The organism is Shewanella sp. TB7-MNA-CIBAN-0143, from assembly GCF_040310065.1.
Taxonomy (GTDB): domain Bacteria; phylum Pseudomonadota; class Gammaproteobacteria; order Enterobacterales; family Shewanellaceae; genus Shewanella.
On the sequence record NZ_JBEOPL010000016.1, the window covers coordinates 1 to 18,084 of the forward strand.

Consider the following 18,084-nt stretch of genomic DNA (forward strand, 5'->3'; position numbering starts at 1 on the left):
TTCATGCAGAATCTCCCTGCGTATATATTACGAGAAAATTCTACTTTTGAAATCTACTATTTTTAGGGGGGATTACCCTGGTGATTATTACGATGGTGCTGAAGTGTTTTGGATGCTTTCAATATTCATTTATACGCCTCAAAAAAGAGCATAAGGTCACAGACAGATCTGCAGGTCAATTACCTTATTAATAACTGACTAAAAAACATTCATGATCTTTCCCTGCAGAAATACCTAGGTTTTTAGTGAGAACATTGAAGTAACTAGCGAAACAAAAATACTTATGCAATGTACTTAAAAAGAACATGTGATCATGATGATAATAGTGGGTCAAATAGCTTGTGAGTTATGTGAAAAACATTCAAATTTAAACTGATTCTTAGATCAATAATTTAACGAAGTAAATAAAAGCGATTGCTGTTGATTTAAACCATTAGCCGCTTAATTTGGCGAGTGTCGCACTTCGGAGTTGAATTAGGGCTTAATCGAATATCATAAAGATATAGATCTATATTTCAGGAAATAAGTATGACATTGATGAACGTAAACAATTGACCACGTAATTATCATGGTCATATTTATTACATTCTCATGTCTAATTCATTGTGTATTAACACCACGCATTGTGATGCAAACAACATTTTGGGCCCCAAGTTTATGTGCTGGGTACCCAGGCGTTTAAGGCTATTAAAGCTCTTCTTAGGCATAGGGATGTGATCGGTCAGTAAAAAACACGGGTTAGCTGCAAACTCTATATCACGTACAGGTGTACCTTTTTTCTCTAACATATACAGCTGATAATCTTCCGCTAACTCTTGCACCAGTTTTTCAAAGCTAACAGTGCGCACTGTGATACCTGCTTCAACTTCACGTAACTGTTCTTTCGCCATGCCTTTAGATGTCGTTAAAGCTTTAGCAATTTTATGGGTTAAGTTTTGCTCATGGAAGCCGCCAATATGACCTAACTCACTTGAACGGAAACAGATGGTGCGAGAAAAATCGAGGGTGCTTTCTAACACTAAATACACCACTACATCGTCGCGATGTGATTGGGCGACAAAAATGGTATTCATCAAAGTGTGAGCTAAAATTTCAGTGTGGGCCGATTGACCAATACCTGCCAAAAATTGTTGGCTATCAACGGGAGCTGCTCTGGCTCGAACTACAAAAGCGCGCATGGGGAAATCCTATTAGAGGTAAATTAAACATGAAGCGGATAACGTAGTCGAATAATCAATCAGTTACTGCGCATAGCATTATTATTGCAGTTTTGAGCTTGGCTGTAACGCGATTAATCTAATGGTTGAGTTTTAGATGGCACAGACTAGTGCTATTGAGCAATACAGTTGTTAAAACAAGCGCTAAGCGTTATGTTATTGATAATGAAGACGTGTGATTTATTCAATTATTGGTGCTGGTCACCAAACCCGTAAATTACATTCATGAGGTCACTAATTCAAGGTCATTTATGATGAAAATCAGGAAAGCGCTAGAGTCTGACGTTCAATCTATTTACAGCATGAGAAACCGAGCTATTATTGAAAAATGCACCGGCTTTTATAGTTCATCGCAGTTGGCACTATGGACACAAGGCGACATTTCAGCAGCATTGATTAATGATATTGTAGCGAACTTCTTTGTATCGGTATTCAAGGATCGTGTTATCGGATGCGGTAAAGTTAATCTCGAAACTGGCATGATAGACGCTATTTTTGTCGATCCTGACCATTCTGGCCAAGGGGTCGCAAAGTTCATGTTGGTTTTTCTGGAAGAGTTAGCCTTGGATAATGATCTGAAATTATTACAACTTGAATCTACACTGAACGCAGCGTCATTTTACCGTGCCTGTGGTTTTGTTGGTGATGAAGTATCGACTTATCATTCGCCAAGGGGAATTAGTTTGGATTGCATTCCGATGCGAAAATTGCTTAAAAACTAAAGCATCAATTATCATTCTGCAATTGCGGTAACAGTCATAACCCCTTAATCACCGCCAAATAAATAGCAAAGTCCATAATTATAGACAGTTATCTACAAGATGTAATCCAGAAGTTCACAGATCTGCTATCTGTGACTTCTCATTTCATCAGCTAAGGTTCGGCGAATCGCAGTTACTTGATTTCTGCAAGTAGCGCTGGGTTAGTGACTAAGTTTCTCACACCAAGAGCGTTTTCTCCTTGAAAATGTTACCCACACACCACTTGCCCGCAGTGCTAACATTCACTTTAACCCCTTTAGGGCGGACACTCCAAGACACTTGGAATGGTGATCCTTTTTCATTATAACTAAGGCCTGTTGTTGAACCATTATACAGAATCAAATTTTGTGTGTGAGATCGGTATTTATAACTAAAAAATACGTTATAAAGTACAAATAAATTACATCTTTAATTGGAGATACTATGTCTGGATCAGTTCACGGCCATCAAGTTATGCAAATGATGCTAACCCACGGCTCAGCGTTAACAAAACAAGAACTTAAAATGATGATGCAAACTACATTTGGTGCAGATACTCGTTATCATACTTGCTCTGCAACAGAGATGGACGCTGAGATGCTGATTGAGTTTTTAGAGGGCAAAGGTAAGTTTATTCCCAGTGACGGCGGTATTACCACTGCAGCAGATAAAATTTGTAATCACTAAATTAATCAAGATGACAATATGTGGCTTAGCACTAGTTGGTTCTAGATAAGCCTAATGTAAATATAATTTACCATACACTCTTCAATTTCACTCACTAACTCTTCAGTGTTGATTTCTGGCTCGGATAAATCCATTTCACCAATTAAGCACACAATCCCCTTTGAACCTTTGAATTTCAATATGTGATCAACATCAAACTTTAACAATAGGAAGGCTCGTATTGTGTAGATAAAGGTAAAGGTGTGGTTATACATATAAATATAGATTTTCTAATTACGCAATCTAATCACGCAATCTAATATCACACAAATAATCGCTGTTAAATAGCACACTTACGCAGATACTCAGGATTGGCTGAAGCCCATCCTGCTGATTTAAACACTCATGCCATTGGCAGTATCTAAGACTAAGGCCAACTCATGAACACATTCTTTTCGTCCTCAAAGTTGAATATTGCCACAAGCAGCCTTGACTGGGTTATGGGCCAAACCATAAGACATTCATTAAATCTGCAAGATGCTGTAGCACTTGATGAATTACAACAGCTGATTGTGCCAGACAAGCCGATTGAAACGCTTTATATCCACATTCCTTTTTGTCATACCTTGTGCCGTTATTGCTCGTTTCATAAAATTAAATTTAATGAACCAGTAGCCCGCGAATACTTTAAGGCGCTGAGACAAGAAATCCGCCAAGTGCTTGCCAAAGGATTTCGTTTTAATCGGGTGTATATCGGCGGTGGTACCACAACTATTTTAGAAGATGAGCTGATCAAAACAATAGAGTTGATTAAGTCATTAACATCAGTACGTGAAGTCACTTGTGAAAGCGATCCTATTTACTTTAAAAATGGTCAGCCGCATTTGCTTAACGGTTTGGTCGACCGAATGTCGATTGGAATACAAAGCTTTGACGATAAGATTTTAAAAGCGGTTGGTCGTTTTGAAAAATTTGGCAGCGGTTTACAACAAGCTGAGTATGTTAGCCGCGCTATCGAGATTATCCCTACGGTTAATCTAGATATGATGTATGGCTTTACCATGCAAACACCGCAGACGGTGGCGAACGACTTGGCTCAAACCATTCGTTTACGTCCAGATCAAATTACCACTTATCCGTTAACCATTGGCATTGGTAAAAATCGCAAAAAAGCCGGTTGCCTTGCTGGCGAACCTGAAGCGTTATGGCCACAGTTTTTAGCGGTAAAACAAGCGTTAGCTGAACACTATATTATGGAGTTTCCGTGGACCTTTAGCCGTAATTTTGGTCAGCCAGTTGAACATAAATATGTATTAGATGGTGAAGACTGCTTCGGTGTCGGTTCAGGCGCATTTGGCCGCTTTGGGGAGCAATTTAGAATTTCCAGTTTTAATATCCCAGATTACATTAACCGTATCAAAGCAGGACATAGCGGCACTTGTTATACCAAACCATTAAAAACCAAGGCACTGTCACAGCATTATTTAATGATGATGATGGGCTGCGGCTTACTGGACAATCGACAATGTAAAGCCTATACCGGCAAGTCTTTGTGGCACGCATTCCCGTTAGAAATGAGTTTTTTAATTTCAGCTGGAGCACTGAATAAGCAGGGTGATAATTATATCACTACGGTTGAGGGTCAGTTTATAGCGCTAAAAATGTTTTCAGGCTTTTTGTCTGGAATGGATTTTTTACGCGAACAGGCCTGTGGATTGCCCTTAAGCGCAATTGAAACGATGCCGAATATTTAGTCTGTGCGTTAGCGATAAACGTTTAAAAAAGCCACAGGTAAGCATATCTGTGGCTTTTTAATGAGATACTTTTTTACATAAACTAAACAATTATAAGTATCAGTTTATGCCTTATTGGCGACGTTAAGAATAACAGACTGCAAAGGGGCTAATTCAATATCAACACTGGCGCTGCCATCTTTGTGTAAAATGAGTTGTTGATTCTGTGGGGTACTTTTCAGCAAATCTGTCAGCTTTTTATTACTGCTAATTTGCCACGTTTGTATCAGTGTGTTTGGCAACTGAAGGGTAAATTGTTTGCTGTGGCTTTGACTGAAATTACTGACAATGATCAATTGCTGTACTTCGTTAAAACGGCTAAAAGCAAATACGCTGTCGTCATAGCCTTTAAGCTTATTTTGGCGTTGTAGGCTATCGAGTTCCCTGTACTCACCGCTTAGCGCAGTAGCAGTGTGGCTTAAGTTTAATAACGTTTGATAATAACCGCGTAATGTCTTTTCATCGCTTGTGGACTGTCCGCCATCAAACTTGCCGTTGTTCATCCAGCGTTGATGAGCCGGTACGCCCACATAATCAAAAATACTGGTGCGAGTCGGTTGGCCAAAGCCTGCATTTTCAGCGCCTTGTTCGCCAACATCTTGGCCAAAATACAGCAAGGTGGGTGAGCGACTTAAGGTTGTAGACACCACCATCGCTGGTAGGGCATTAAATGGATTGCCAGCAAACTCGTTGGTGTTGATGCGTTGTTCGTCGTGGTTTTCTAAAAAATGCAGCATGTGCTGATCGATGTCACTGACTTTGGCTTGAACTGTCGCAATGGCTGCAGTGCTAGCTTTACCTTGAATAATGGCTTTTAAGGTGTCATATAAATCGACTTTGTCGTACAAGTAATCCATTTTACCTAAATGAATATAATCGCGGTATAAATCGGGGTTATACACCTCAGCCAGAATAAATGCATTTGGATTGGTGTGCTTAATGTGGCTATTGAGGTAGCTCCAAAACTCTACTGGTACCATTTCAGCCATGTCGTAGCGAAAACCATCTACGCCTTTGGCTAGCCAATATTGCGCAATGTGCTCAAATTTACGCCATGAATCGGGAATGTTATCGGCCGCTTGTGTTTGCCAAAAGGCTAAATGCTCGGCGGTGCTTTTGTTTGCATATTCTTTTGGCAGAGCAGGGAAGTCATGGCTACCATCGGGTTTGACTCCATAATTTATTTTAACGGTTTCGTACCAATCGTTGGCATCGGGCTTGGCTAAACGTGAACCGTTGCCGGTCCATTTAGCCGGTGACTCGGCAAACTTTCCGTCTATGAGGGGATGTGTTTCGCCGCCTAATGGCAAATAACCATCCGATGCTTGTGGGACTTGAAAGTCTTCACCGACTACATAATAGAAATTGTTGTGTCTACTATAGGTGTTAGTTTTATCGTCGTTAGCACCAAAGTCTGGCTCGCCTTTTGGCGCTGAAATAGAATGATAATTGCGCGCGACATGATTAGGCACTATGTCGATGATGACTTGCATACCATTGGCATGGGTGCGGTCGATTAAGGCTTCGAATTCTGCTAATCGAGTCGCTGGATTATCCGCTAAATCTGGATTAACGTTGTAATAATCTTTTACCGCATAAGGTGAACCCGCACGGCCTTTGACGACATCAGGATCATCATTACCAATGCCATAAGCCGTATAGTCATTGACCAACGCATGATGTGGTACGCCGGTATACCAAAGGTGAGTGGTGCCTAAAGATTTTATATCTTGTAATGCCACATCGGTAAAATCACTGAATTTGCCTACGCCATTTTCGGCAATAGTGCCCCAAGCTTTGTTGGTAGTATTGGTGTTGCCATACAGACGAGTGAATACTTGATATACCACAGGTTTGCCTGTTGCAGCAGTTTGACTGGTTTGAGTCACTGATGCCTTATCGTTATCGTTTTTTACAGCAGTATCAGTTTGCTCAACGGTATTGGGTTGGCAAGCGCTTAATCCTAACCCCAGTATACAGGCTAGTACTAATACGTTTGAGGTCGGTGAAGGTAGGTGAAGTTGGCTTGCTAACGGTTTAATGATGGTGCCCATGAGTCTCTCTTTTATTATTTTTATGGGAGTGGTTCTATTGAAGAACATAGAACCACTCCTTAATTTCAAATAACGGATCAAAATATCAGTGATAAAAATCAACGGTTCAGTTTAAGAATCGTGACACCTTTATTGGATAACGTAAGCGGCTTAGATAATGAGTACGTTTGTTTGTTGATAATATCAACGCCAGTAGTGTTGTCATTAATCGCAGGTTTGAAACGTTGTAAATCAAGTTCAATAGGCTGGCTGTTTTTATTGTAAATGATCAGTAAGGTTTCATCGCCCTGATGACGGCTTTGGACATAAACACCGTCTTTGGGCACAAAGTGCTGCAACTTACCTTGTTGAATCGCTAATGAGTTTTTACGGTAATTTAATAATGTACGTACGAAGTTAAGTGCTTCGGTTTGTTGTGCATTCAAACCTTTACCCGTAAACACATTGACACTGTCTTGTGGCCAGCCACCAGGAAAATCTGCGCGCACAGCGCCGTCGTTACGGTCTTCTGTAGGACTTTGCATGACTATTTCTGAGCCGTAAAATATTTGTGGGATACGGTTGCTGGTCAGTACATAAGCCATGGCCATTTTGTACAGTTCAATGTCGTTTTTCATTAAACTGTAAATACGGTTAGTGTCGTGATTACCTTCAAATAACACTAACTGGCTTGGGTTTGCATACACCACATCGTTAGCCAACATTTGGTAAAGATCGATAAATCCAGCTCCCCAATCTTCCTCTTTGGTTAAGCTTGCTATAAGAGTGTCATACAAGGGGAAATCCATCATGCTAGGTGCAAAAGATTGATAACCATCTGCATTTACCTTACCAGCTTGCCAGTAGCTTACCGTCACTGGGTTACTACTCCATTCTTCGCCAACAATATTAAAATGCGGGTATTCATCCATAATGGCTTTTGACCATGCTGTTAGGAAACCTTTGTCAGCATAAGAGTAAGTATCTTCACGAACACCGCTCAGCCCCGCATATTCAACCCACCAAATGCTATTTTGGATTAAGTATGTTGCCATGTGTGGATCGCGCTGATTGAGATCTGGCATAGTGACGTCAAACCATCCATCGCTAAAATCGACCGTGTCTGCATTCACAGAGTAAGGATCTTGTACGGTAGTGCGTCTATGGCTTGAATAGCTAACATTTGTAGGGTCTTTCACCCAACGGGATTGACCATTAATCCAAGTGTTACTCGGCATACTGCTCATCCATTTATGACCCGAGCCCATGTGATTAACAACCACATCTTGGATGATGCCAATGCCAAAGGTTTTCGCTTCTTCTACCAAGGCTTGGTATTCTTGATTGCTACCAAAACGAGGGTCTATTTTATAAAAATCTGTGGTGGAATAACCGTGGTAAGAATATTTTTGTTGGTTATTTTCAAGCAGTGGATTAATCCACAATTGAGTGACACCTAAATCATGCAAGTAGGGCAGAGCTTTGCGGATCCCCATAATATCACCACCATGGCGGCCACCATCAAAGCTTCTATCGGCTTTTTCAAGCATGTCTGGGTGGTTATCATTGTCGGGATTACCGTTAACAAAACGATCTGGAGTGATTAAGTAAATCACATCTTTATTACTAAACCCTTGGCGATCGCGTGAACCTTTTTGACGGGTTTGCAGCTCATAATCAAATTGATCAACTAATTGGTCGTCTTTATATAGACCCAAAGTAAGTTGTTGTGGTTTAGCTTGGCTTAAGTCCAAATTAACGAATAAATGGTCGTTACTGTCGGTTTTATCTACGCTGCTGAGCGTGACACCTTCAGCCTTGATTAATTTCACTTGGGTGTCGCGAATGTTATCGCCAGCAATCAACAGTTGTAACGTAGGTTGTTGCATACCCGCCCACCATGACATGGGCTCGACGTTAAGTGCGGCATTCACCGACATGGCGCTGACACTGAGCGCACAGCCTAATACTAAACGTGATGCGAGCTTGCTGATGCGATGTTGGCCTAGGGGCGTTGGGTGTGAGTAATGTGATGACATGATTACTAGTCCTGTTTTATGTAATTTATTTTTATTCTGTTAACTCATTATTACTTTTTATCAAATACTTAAATTTTTTCGATATAGGTTTCATGGGTCGGCATTTGCTTCACCGTGCTGGCAATGACCTTACGGATATTAGTTAAGTAGTCGGTTAAATCGACTTGGGTGACCGCTTGGGTAAGTGGATGATAATCTAGAGGAATAATGCCTTGCCCTAACATGACCTGGATCCAGGCCGCTTCGGTAAAGAGTTCATCTTGATGCCGAAAAACCGTTGCCGTGGTGGTAAATAAATCTATTTTACGTTGTAAGCTTGCGGGAATATCCATGTCGCGACATTGCTGCCATAAACCGTGTTCACCGTCGGCAGATTGTTTAGAATTAAGATGATAGTGCAAAATAATAAAGTCGCGAATTTGCTCAAACTCGGTTTGTGATTGGCGATTAAACTCATCAATGTGCTGGGGTTGAATGCCGTTTCGGGGAAATAATTTGGTTAAACGAATGATAGCCGATTGGACTAAATGTAAGCTGGTGGACTCTAAGGGTTCTAAAAATCCGCTCGATAACCCAATAGCAACACAGTTTTTATGCCATTGCTTGACGCGCCTGCCTGTGGTGAAGTTGATTTTACGTGGCTCGGCTAACGGTTTTCCGTCTAGGTTGGCTAATAAATGCTGCTTAGCTTGCTCGTCGCTCATATGTTGGCTGCTATACACAATGCCATTGCCAGTGCGATGTTGCAGTGGAATCCGCCATTGCCAACCAGCATCGTGGGCGGTTGCTTTAGTGTAAGGAATGACAGGAGAAGAACTTTCAGATGGCACGGCATATGCGCTGTCACAGGGGAGCCAATGCTGCCAGTTTTCGTATTCTACCCCTAATGCTTTTTCAATTAATAAAGCAGAAAAACCTGAACAATCAATAAATAAGTCACCACTAATACAGCGACCATTTTGTAAGGTGATACTGTCTATCGAGTCATCATTGGTGAGTTGAGTGCTGGTTATAGTGCCTTCTATTCGAGTGACGCCACGTTGTGTGCTGTATTGGCGAAGTAAGTTGGCGTATAAGCTGGCATCAAAATGATAGGCATGGGTGATACCACTCATCTGCGCTTGAGCAATACTTTGAATAGGTTGGAATTTATTATGTTTAGCGGCCTGATAATTAAGCGAGTATTGCCAAAAGTCATTCGCGTTAAATGAATTTTGATTTTGTTGGCTACAATTAGCTTGAGCGCTGAGCCAATAATGATGAAACGAGGTAAAGCCTAAGTCACGACCAATGTTACCAAAAGCGTGCATATAAGCATCGCCTTGTTGGTGCCAGTTTTCAAACTCGATGCCCAATTTAAAGGTGGCTTGAGTTGCTTTAATAAAGTCTTTCTCGTTAATGCCTAATACGCTGTTAAATATCTGCAGTGGTGGAATGGTGGCTTCACCCACACCTATAGTGCCGATGGTATCAGACTCAATAAGGGTGATGTTAAGTTGTGTTTTAAACAACTTGGCTAACATCGCTGCGGTCATCCAGCCCGACGTTCCACCGCCTACAATGACAATGTTTTTTATTATTGTTTGATCCATTGTTATCGCCTTTTTAACTATTTTTGATTTATTTTTACTGAATCCGATAAAATAAAAAAGCCCCTGTAATAGGTTACAGAGGCTTTTTTGTCGGTTTAGTACATTCTATAAGCCCATTAGAACTTGTAGTTTGCGCCTAACATAAAGTTACGACCGTAGTTTTGATAATCACGCACGTGACGTGCATCTTCACCTGTGTACGATGTAAATGGCTCATTGGTTAAGTTGTTTACTTGGAACTGAACCGATAAGCCGTAAAGAGCATCGATACCGCTTTCGGTAAAGTCATAACCAATTTGGGCGTCAACAACTGTTTCAGCTTTTACGTTTACGTTGACACGAGTCAAGCTGATTGCGGTGACTTCACCTAAGAAGTCACTACGGTAACGTGAGCTAATACGTGCTTCGAAGCCAGCATTTTCATAGTAAACAGTGGCATTGAAGGTTTTTTTAGAAAGACCTTCAAGTTGTTGAGGTTCACTGTCAGCGGTTTCTTTCACTTCACTTTCGTTGTACGAACCACTTAAAATAGTACCAAAACCATCAAGCGAATCCGCAAATGTACCGAAATCTAGAGAAACTGAGGCTTCAACACCACGAACATAACCGCCATTACCGTTTTGAGGTTGGCTGATACTACCAATCGGGTTGTCACCTGGGTTTTGCGGTAAAAACGTGCTGAAGTCTAAAGTAGAGTCGTCGTTAAAAACATAGGTTTCTAGGTCTTTATAGAATACAGCTAAGGAAAAATAACCTTGATCACTAAAGTAGTTTTCATAGCTAATGTCATATTGACGCGCTAACCAAGGTCGAAGTTGGGGGTTACCCGAGTTACCAGACCAGTTAACACCATCATTAGGATTTTGGCTGTAACTATAATTGACGTTAGCATTCATTTTATCCATACGCGCACGGGTTAATGTACGCGCAGCGGCTAAACGTAGCATTTGGCCATCGGCAACTTCAAAACCTAAGTTAATACTTGGTAACCATTCAAGATATGTATCGCCTGCGGTACGAGGAAGTAACTCAACAATATTATTTTCAACTTTAGCTGCAGTGCCGTCTGAACTTTGATCTGTATAGACGGCTTGCAAGCCAATATTACCTATCAAAGGTAAACCAAATAGTTCTGACTCTAAGTTGGCTTTAACATAGGCCGTTGACACTTCTTCTGATACAGACCAAGAGTTGGTTGCACGTGATAAATCGACATCTGCAACGTCAGTTTCGGTATAACCGCCCGCATTGTAAAAGGCTAACGAATCGTAACTGAGCACATCACCCATGCCGAAAAAATCGAGTGAGGTTGGCGATAATAAATATTGCTCTGGCACAGATTCTAAGTAGTTATCTGTACCGTCATAACCCGCTAACGTTAGGTAATAACCTTTGTCTAACTTACTTTTATCGCGATTAGTGCGGTTAACACCAAACTCAACGCTGCGCACAGCGCCTTCATCAAACACATATTCAGCACTTAAGCGGAATGATGTTAATTCATCATCAATTTCGGGTTTGTTAATAAAACCATCTTGAGTATTGGCACCAAGCGGGCTTCCCCAACCCAGTGGGTCGCCTAATTTAATTAGGTTTGGATCTGCATAATTAAGATCATGAGTGAAGTTGTAACCACCTTCACCATTATATGCAAAACCTAGGTCATCAACCGCGCCAACACCGGTGCCACGGCCTGTACCGCTATAACTTTCCATACCAATATCGGTACGTTCAGCTTTTGATAAAGCGATATCTGCTTCAACGCGCCAATTGTCATTAATGGTGAACTTGTTGTTCCAACCAATTGACAGTGATTCAGCATCACGCTTGTTAACATCGTTACGGATGACGACTTCAGCGCCATTAATGGTACCTTCAGTCACTAAACCATTTTCTGTTTTAGTTGCTGTTACACCACCGTTAGTACCCCAAGCAGCAGGAATTTCGATACCGCGTAAACGTTGGTCATCAGTAAATTTGGTGTAATACACATCAACAACTGAAGTGAATTGGTCGTTAGGTGCGTATTCAAATACAGCTAATACACCGTCACGTTCTAATTCGCTTGAACGAACAAATGGTTTTGCGCCACCTAAAACACTGTCACCGGCATCATTTTCTGGGTAACCCCATGCCTGCCAGCGTTCTTCTTGGTTTGGTGACATCATGCGGGCATAACCTAACGCAATACCGATAGTGTCGTCTGCAAACTGGTCGATGTATGAAATACTGCCACGATAACCGGTGTCACTTGAGCCACTGTTAAGTGAACCTAAGTCGTTCATTTCGCCACGAAGCGACATGGCAATAGTTTGCTCACCATGGGTCAGCGGGCTAATTGTTTGCATATCAACGGTGCCGCCGATGGCTTGAGCCATGACAGACGCATCAGGGGTTTTATATACCACTACACGATTTAATAATTCAGAAGGGTATTGGTCAAACTCGACACCACGGTTATCGTTAACCGAGGCTTGTTCACGGCCGTTTAATGTCGCGGTAGTAAAATCTGGGCCTAAACCTCGAATTGATATGACGTTAGCGCGACCGTCAAGGCGTTGCGCTGCAATACCGGGTAGGCGAGCAAGTGACTCTGCAATACTGACATCAGGTAATTTACCAATGTCTTCGGCAGAAATGGCTTCAACAATGGATGATGAAGACATTTTTAGTGATTGTGATTCTTGTAAGCTGCGACGAATACCAGTGACTTGAATCACTTCAATATTTTCTTCGGCAGTATCAGTAGTATTAACGTCATCAGCAGCGTAAGCACTCATGCTTGCACCTGCAGCAACTAACGCTAGCGTAAGTAGGCTCGGTTTAAATAGCAACATTCATCTTTCCCCTTTAGTGGATACTTAACAACTTGAAGTCCAGGTCGAGTGTTAGTGTCCTTTTGAATTTTGGTTACAGTCTTTATTGTGTTTTTCCCTCAGCATGCTTAATTAACTTTTATAAGTGACTGCATAAGTGCTGAAGTTATGACCAAATTGTTGCGCAACAGTGACGATACTACTCCCAGTACAGTTTTGCCGACAATATTATGCATACGTATTCAACGTTATTAGTGGCGAATTAGCGGCTCGATTTTACAATTACGAAACAACTTAAGGATACTATTTATACAAGTTAACCTATTGTATTCATAGTTTTTTTATTGTTTCCAGTAAGTGCGTTAGGTCAATTAATTCTTTGCATACGTATGCAGGTGTATTGAACCTGATTTCCTTATTCACGTATCCTCGGGGTAATGAAAAACAACAGCGAGCTGTTACCCAGCCGCAACATCAAGGTAACTCACAGGTAATTTTGGGGTTAGCTTAATTCTAAGGGGAAGCAATGGATCAGGTAACCTGGTGGCGCGGTGGAGTGGTATATCAAATCTATCCACGCAGTTTAATGGATTCTAATGGTGACGGTGTTGGCGACTTACAGGGCATCATTGCTAAACTTGATTATATTGCCAGTTTAAACGTTGATGCTATTTGGATTTCGCCTTTTTTCAAATCACCGATGAAAGACTTTGGTTACGACATTAGTGATTATCTTGAAATAGACCCACTGTTTGGCACCATGGCCGACTTTGATCAACTTATTGAGAAAGCCCATCAATTAAATATAAAAGTGGTGATTGACCAAGTACTCAGTCACACCTCAGATCAGCATGATTGGTTCGAGCAAAGTCGTCAAAGCCGTGATAACGATAAAGCAGACTGGTACGTGTGGGCCGATCCTAAAGATGATGGCAGTGCGCCAAACAATTGGCTCGCTATTTTTGGCGGTTGTGCATGGGAATGGGAACCACGCCGTCAGCAATACTATTTGCATAATTTTCTTAAAAGTCAGCCAGATTTGAATTTCCATTGTCCGCAGGTTCGTCAAGCTGTGCTGGATAATGTTGAATTTTGGCTTAAAAAAGGCGTTGATGGTTTCCGTCTCGATGCGATTACATTCTGTTATCACGATGAACAATTACGCGATAACCCCGCTAAACCAAAAGATAAGCGTCAAGGCCGTGGCTTCAGTGAAGATAACCCGTATGCTTACCAATACCATTACTACAATAATACTCGTCCACAAACCGTTGGCTTTATTGAAGAGTTACGCGCATTAATTAATCGTTACCCTGGCGCGGTTACCTTAGGTGAAGTGTCATCTGAAGATTCACTTGCCACGATGGCAGAATACACTCAAGGCGATGACCGTTTACACATGGCCTACAGTTTTGAGTTGTTAACCGATGATTTTAGCGCGGCTTATATTCGCCAAACTGTTGAAGAACTGGAAGCCAGTATTGGTGATGGTTGGCCATGTTGGGCTATCGGCAATCATGATGTGAAGCGGGTTGCATCACGCTGGGGTAAAGATAGTGTTAACCCAACGATGGTGAAAATGCTCAATGCGATGTTGTTTTCATTACGCGGCAGTGTGTGTAGTTATCAGGGTGAAGAATTAGGCTTAACGGAAGCACCGATTGAGTTTAATCAATTACAAGACCCCTTCGGCATAGCATTTTGGCCGATGTTTAAAGGCCGTGATGGATGTCGCACGCCAATGCCTTGGGTAAAAGAAGCACCTAATGCAGGTTTTAGTGACGCAACACCTTGGCTACCAATAGATCCGTTACACAATAATAGTGCCGTAGATGTACAAGAAGCCGATCAAGATTCGATACTGAACAGTTATCGTCATTTTTTACAGTGGCGTAAACAGCAACATATCCTGATTGAAGGTGATATTCAGTTTATTGATAGCCATCCTGATGTATTAGCGTTCATCCGCAGTCAAGATCAACAACGGATGCTAGTTCTGTTTAACTTGTCAGCAATGCAACAAACCTTTGACCTAAAAGCGTTACGTTTATCTTCGACCTTAGATGGACATGGGTTACTCAGTGGCATGCAAGATAAACAGCATCCTGCGACTATCGTATTACCAAGTTATGCCAGTTTTTATGGCTTGCTTGCTAAGTAGAGTGACTAAGCTGAAATACGACAGTATTTCAGCTTTTTTGATCTATTAGTTTTCAGTAGAGAGACAATATAAAAATTAATGTATCAAACTTCAAATGCTATACGGCCGCCATTATAAATTTATAAAACAGCGACATAATAATTAATAAGAAGAGACCACACTATGGCTTCATCAATGCAAAGTACTCAACAAACAACAGTGACCGGAGGCAGCGGTAGTTATCGCTTTGCACTTGTGTCATTAACTTCACTGTTTTTCATGTGGGGATTTATTACCTGTTTAAATGATATCCTCATTCCACATTTAAAAGCGGTGTTCTCGCTTAATTACACCGAAGCGATGTTGATCCAATTTTGTTTCTTTGGAGCCTACTTTTTAGTCTCATTACCAGCAGGTAAGTTAGTCAAAAAATTAGGTTATCAAAAAGGCATCGTAACAGGGCTTGTTATTGCTTGTATCGGGTGTTTGTTATTTTACCCTGCTGCAGCGTTTGCAACGTATGGATTATTCCTTGGTGCACTGTTTGTATTGGCGTCTGGGATCACCATTTTACAAGTGGCGGCAAACCCTTATGTCAATGCGTTAGGCAGCGTTGAAACCGCATCAAGTCGTTTAAACCTAACTCAAGCATTTAATGCATTAGGCACGACAGTTGCTCCTTTCTTTGGTGCTGTATTGATATTATCTGTTGCATCTGGCGCGGTAGAAGGCTTAAGCCAAGCGCAATCAGAAGCAGAAGTGGTTAAGCTTCCATACCTTATTTTGGCTGCAATGTTAGGCTTACTCGCGTTAATTTTTTCAAAACTCAATTTACCTACCATTGCTGAACACAGCGATGATTCAGCGACTGGCGTGATAACGCATAATGGTAAAACAAGTGCCTTACAAAGCATCCATTTGGTGTTAGGTGCTGTAGGTATTTTTGTCTATGTTGGTGCTGAAGTGTCTATTGGTAGTTTTTTAGTTAACTTTTTAGGCGAAGAGCAAGTTGCCGGTTTACAAGAAGCAGAAGCCGCTAAATATATCACCTACTATTGGGGTGGGGCGATGATAGGCCGTTTTGTCGGTTCGGTTATTATGCAAAAAATTCCAGCAGGTACTTTATTAGCCTTCAATGCTTTTGCTGCCGCTGCACTGGTGTTAGTGGCAATGAACAGTACTGGCGCAGTGGCCATGTGGTCTATCTTGGCAGTTGGATTGTTTAATTCGATTATGTTCCCAACTATCTTTAGCTTAGCACTCCGAGATTTAGGCCCACACACCTCACAAGGCAGTGGCATATTATGTTTAGCCATTGTTGGCGGCGCAATTGTACCGTTATTACAGGGTGTGATGGCCGATAGTATGGGCTTACAAGTGGCGTTTATTTTACCGGTTGTGTGTTACGCGTTTATTTTATTCTATGGTGCTAAAGGCTCAAGAATGTAATCTCGTTTTGATTACCGGTCATTAGTATTAACCATCAGCGGCTTTCGGGCCGCTTTTTTAATGCGTTGCATTAGTGAACATAACATCATGCAGTTATGAATGGGGACGGGTTAGCTTCAGGGTATTAAGGTCGGTTGCTGCTACAAAATATTATTCACAGAAAACCTATAAAGGTAGAATAATTGGCTGTTTTATGCTGTCAAAGTGAGGAGTAAAGCCTGATATGGCCTTGCTATCAACAGCTTTAATCCCTATGATCAGCACGTTTTTAAATTGATCGTTATATTAGATAGAGAGCCCCCATGTTGACTTATCCGTTGTCAGGCAGTTCATCAGAGTTAGTCTTAAATGTACTAACCATGGTGTTAACCCGAGGAAAACCATTAGATAGAGCTTATTCAGAGCATTTTTCTGGTTTAACGCTTAACCCATCAGAGCAAGCGCGGATCACGCAAGTCACCGGCGATATTTTACGTCGTTTAAACTTATATTGTTTTCTGGTTGATATTAAACCAGAAGAATTCGATCGTTTAGGGTCAAAATTACTTAACGGTTGGCATGTATTTCATGGCTTAGATTTACCTAAAATGCAGTATTCATTGCAACTAGAGCAAGCAGCATTTGAGGCTAATCTAGAACAAGCCAAAACTGATCCTGTATTATGGGATGGTTGTCCTGAGTGGTTAAATGAGCTTGGTCAGGCACAATTGGGTGATAAGTGGCCTGCTGAACGTGCGGCACTGGCTGAACAACCAAAACGCTATTTACGCGTTAATGAACTGAAATGTAATCGCGACGCCCTTATTGAAAGACTTAATAAAGAAGGCGTAACGGCAATAGAAGTAAGCGATGTAGCTTCTGCTATTGAGGTCACATCAGACTCAGCATTATTTCGTACCGATGCATTTAAAGACGGTTGGTTTGAACAGCAAGACGCGGGTTCACAATTAGTTGCTAATGCTGTGGATGCAAAACCAGGTATGCGTGTTGTTGATGCTTGTGCAGGTGCGGGCGGTAAAACCTTGCACATTGCGGCACAAATGCAAGGTAAGGGACGTTTGCTTGCGATGGATGTAGAGCAATGGAAACTGGATAATCTTAAAACTCGCGCTAAACGTGCAGGTGCCCATAACGTTGAAACGCGGATTATTGCCAGTTCAAAAACCATTAAACGCTTAAAATTAACCGCTGACCGTGTGCTATTAGATGTTCCTTGTTCTGGACTTGGCGTGCTAAAACGCAATCCAGATTCAAAGTGGCGTGATACTCCTGAGCGTTTGCCTGTGTTGGTTGAATTGCAGAAGCATATTTTGCAAAGCTACAGCCGTATGGTTAAAGTCGGCGGAATATTAATCTATGCGACTTGTTCAATCATGCCAGAAGAAAATCGCGATCAAATTGATGCATTTCTTGCAGACAATCCACAGTTTACGCTTATTGAAGATGAAAACATCTTAGTTTCAGAACGCGGCTTCGATGGTTTCTATCTTGCAAAGATGGAACGCATTAGCGAATAATTATTCAAATAATACCCATTTTTATATTCATTAAATTGATGGTGAGTAACATAAAAACAGTGCATTTATTTGCACTGTTTTT

Annotated in this window: 11 protein-coding genes and 1 pseudogene; 6 read left to right on the forward strand and 6 right to left on the reverse strand. The window is 41.4% G+C overall.

The genetic code is table 11. The features are described from left to right. Nucleotides 1–581 precede the first annotated feature (581 nt). The gene (trmY, locus tag AAEY97_RS13765; protein WP_192116069.1) at nucleotides 582–1,178 is read right to left on the reverse strand and encodes a tRNA (pseudouridine(54)-N(1))-methyltransferase TrmY; all 597 of its coding nucleotides are present in this window, start codon (nucleotides 1,176–1,178) and stop codon (nucleotides 582–584) included. Between the two features lie 290 nt (nucleotides 1,179–1,468). Here trmY and AAEY97_RS13770 point away from each other — a divergent pair, with 290 nt between their 5' ends. After that, nucleotides 1,469–1,939, forward strand: a complete 471-nt coding sequence (locus AAEY97_RS13770) for a GNAT family N-acetyltransferase (RefSeq protein ID WP_182743655.1) — start codon at nucleotides 1,469–1,471, stop codon at nucleotides 1,937–1,939. 172 nt (nucleotides 1,940–2,111) lie between these two features. Here AAEY97_RS13770 and AAEY97_RS13775 read toward each other — a convergent pair. After that, nucleotides 2,112–2,311 (reverse strand): annotated as a pseudogene (locus AAEY97_RS13775) (delta-class carbonic anhydrase); the annotation flags it as partial. A 90-nt stretch (nucleotides 2,312–2,401) separates the two neighbouring features. Here AAEY97_RS13775 and AAEY97_RS13780 point away from each other — a divergent pair. Further along, entirely contained in the window at nucleotides 2,402–2,644 is a 243-nt protein-coding gene (locus AAEY97_RS13780; RefSeq protein WP_182743654.1) for a YecH family metal-binding protein, read from the forward strand. Between the two features lie 419 nt (nucleotides 2,645–3,063). Then, complete coding sequence (locus AAEY97_RS13785) at nucleotides 3,064–4,377, forward strand: coproporphyrinogen III oxidase family protein (RefSeq protein ID WP_162022954.1); 1,314 nt, start codon at nucleotides 3,064–3,066, stop codon at nucleotides 4,375–4,377. A gap of 104 nt (nucleotides 4,378–4,481) precedes the next feature. Here AAEY97_RS13785 and AAEY97_RS13790 read toward each other — a convergent pair whose 3' ends face one another. The 4 genes from AAEY97_RS13790 to AAEY97_RS13805 all read right to left on the reverse strand — a co-directional run bounded on the left by AAEY97_RS13790 (nucleotide 4,482) and on the right by AAEY97_RS13805 (nucleotide 12,917). After that, nucleotides 4,482–6,470 carry an alpha-amylase family protein gene (locus AAEY97_RS13790; RefSeq protein WP_350999405.1) on the reverse strand — a complete coding sequence of 663 codons (1,989 nt, stop codon included), beginning with the start codon at nucleotides 6,468–6,470 and terminating at the stop codon, nucleotides 4,482–4,484. Between the two features lie 98 nt (nucleotides 6,471–6,568). After that, entirely contained in the window at nucleotides 6,569–8,488 is a 1,920-nt protein-coding gene (locus AAEY97_RS13795) for a glycoside hydrolase family 13 protein (RefSeq protein WP_350999408.1), read from the reverse strand. Between the two features lie 68 nt (nucleotides 8,489–8,556). Then, nucleotides 8,557–10,080: a tryptophan halogenase family protein gene (locus AAEY97_RS13800; RefSeq protein WP_101087623.1), complete on the reverse strand. Its 1,524-nt coding sequence runs from the start codon at nucleotides 10,078–10,080 to the stop codon at nucleotides 8,557–8,559. A 116-nt stretch (nucleotides 10,081–10,196) separates the two neighbouring features. After that, entirely contained in the window at nucleotides 10,197–12,917 is a 2,721-nt protein-coding gene (locus AAEY97_RS13805; RefSeq protein ID WP_101087624.1) for a TonB-dependent receptor, read from the reverse strand. Between the two features lie 505 nt (nucleotides 12,918–13,422). On the opposite strand from AAEY97_RS13805, the gene AAEY97_RS13810 reads away from it, so the two are divergent. From AAEY97_RS13810 to AAEY97_RS13820, 3 genes are all read left to right on the forward strand, one after another. Continuing rightward, a complete protein-coding gene (locus tag AAEY97_RS13810; protein WP_192116062.1) occupies nucleotides 13,423–15,057 on the forward strand; it encodes an alpha-glucosidase family protein in 1,635 nt (544 codons plus the stop codon). A gap of 162 nt (nucleotides 15,058–15,219) precedes the next feature. Further along, nucleotides 15,220–16,485, forward strand: a complete 1,266-nt coding sequence (locus AAEY97_RS13815; RefSeq protein ID WP_350999413.1) for a sugar MFS transporter — start codon at nucleotides 15,220–15,222, stop codon at nucleotides 16,483–16,485. 302 nt (nucleotides 16,486–16,787) lie between these two features. Next, on the forward strand, nucleotides 16,788–18,002 hold the full coding sequence (locus AAEY97_RS13820; RefSeq protein WP_350999416.1) for an RsmB/NOP family class I SAM-dependent RNA methyltransferase: 1,215 nt from the start codon (nucleotides 16,788–16,790) through the stop codon (nucleotides 18,000–18,002). Nucleotides 18,003–18,084 lie beyond the last annotated feature (82 nt).

What these genes read in the sequence shown, in the direction of transcription:
- AAEY97_RS13820 (WP_350999416.1), top strand. Translation starts at nt 16,788, where the DNA reads ATGTTGACTTATCCGTTGTCAGGCAGTTCATCAGAGTTAGTCTTAAAT.
- AAEY97_RS13780 (WP_182743654.1), top strand. Translation starts at nt 2,402, where the DNA reads ATGTCTGGATCAGTTCACGGCCATCAAGTTATGCAAATGATGCTAACC.
- AAEY97_RS13770 (WP_182743655.1), top strand. Translation starts at nt 1,469, where the DNA reads ATGATGAAAATCAGGAAAGCGCTAGAGTCTGACGTTCAATCTATTTAC.
- AAEY97_RS13805 (WP_101087624.1), bottom strand. Translation starts at nt 12,917, where the DNA reads ATGTTGCTATTTAAACCGAGCCTACTTACGCTAGCGTTAGTTGCTGCA.
- AAEY97_RS13800 (WP_101087623.1), bottom strand. Translation starts at nt 10,080, where the DNA reads ATGGATCAAACAATAATAAAAAACATTGTCATTGTAGGCGGTGGAACG.
- trmY (WP_192116069.1), bottom strand. Translation starts at nt 1,178, where the DNA reads ATGCGCGCTTTTGTAGTTCGAGCCAGAGCAGCTCCCGTTGATAGCCAA.
- AAEY97_RS13815 (WP_350999413.1), top strand. Translation starts at nt 15,220, where the DNA reads ATGGCTTCATCAATGCAAAGTACTCAACAAACAACAGTGACCGGAGGC.
- AAEY97_RS13795 (WP_350999408.1), bottom strand. Translation starts at nt 8,488, where the DNA reads ATGTCATCACATTACTCACACCCAACGCCCCTAGGCCAACATCGCATC.
- AAEY97_RS13790 (WP_350999405.1), bottom strand. Translation starts at nt 6,470, where the DNA reads ATGGGCACCATCATTAAACCGTTAGCAAGCCAACTTCACCTACCTTCA.
- AAEY97_RS13810 (WP_192116062.1), top strand. Translation starts at nt 13,423, where the DNA reads ATGGATCAGGTAACCTGGTGGCGCGGTGGAGTGGTATATCAAATCTAT.
- AAEY97_RS13785 (WP_162022954.1), top strand. Translation starts at nt 3,064, where the DNA reads ATGAACACATTCTTTTCGTCCTCAAAGTTGAATATTGCCACAAGCAGC.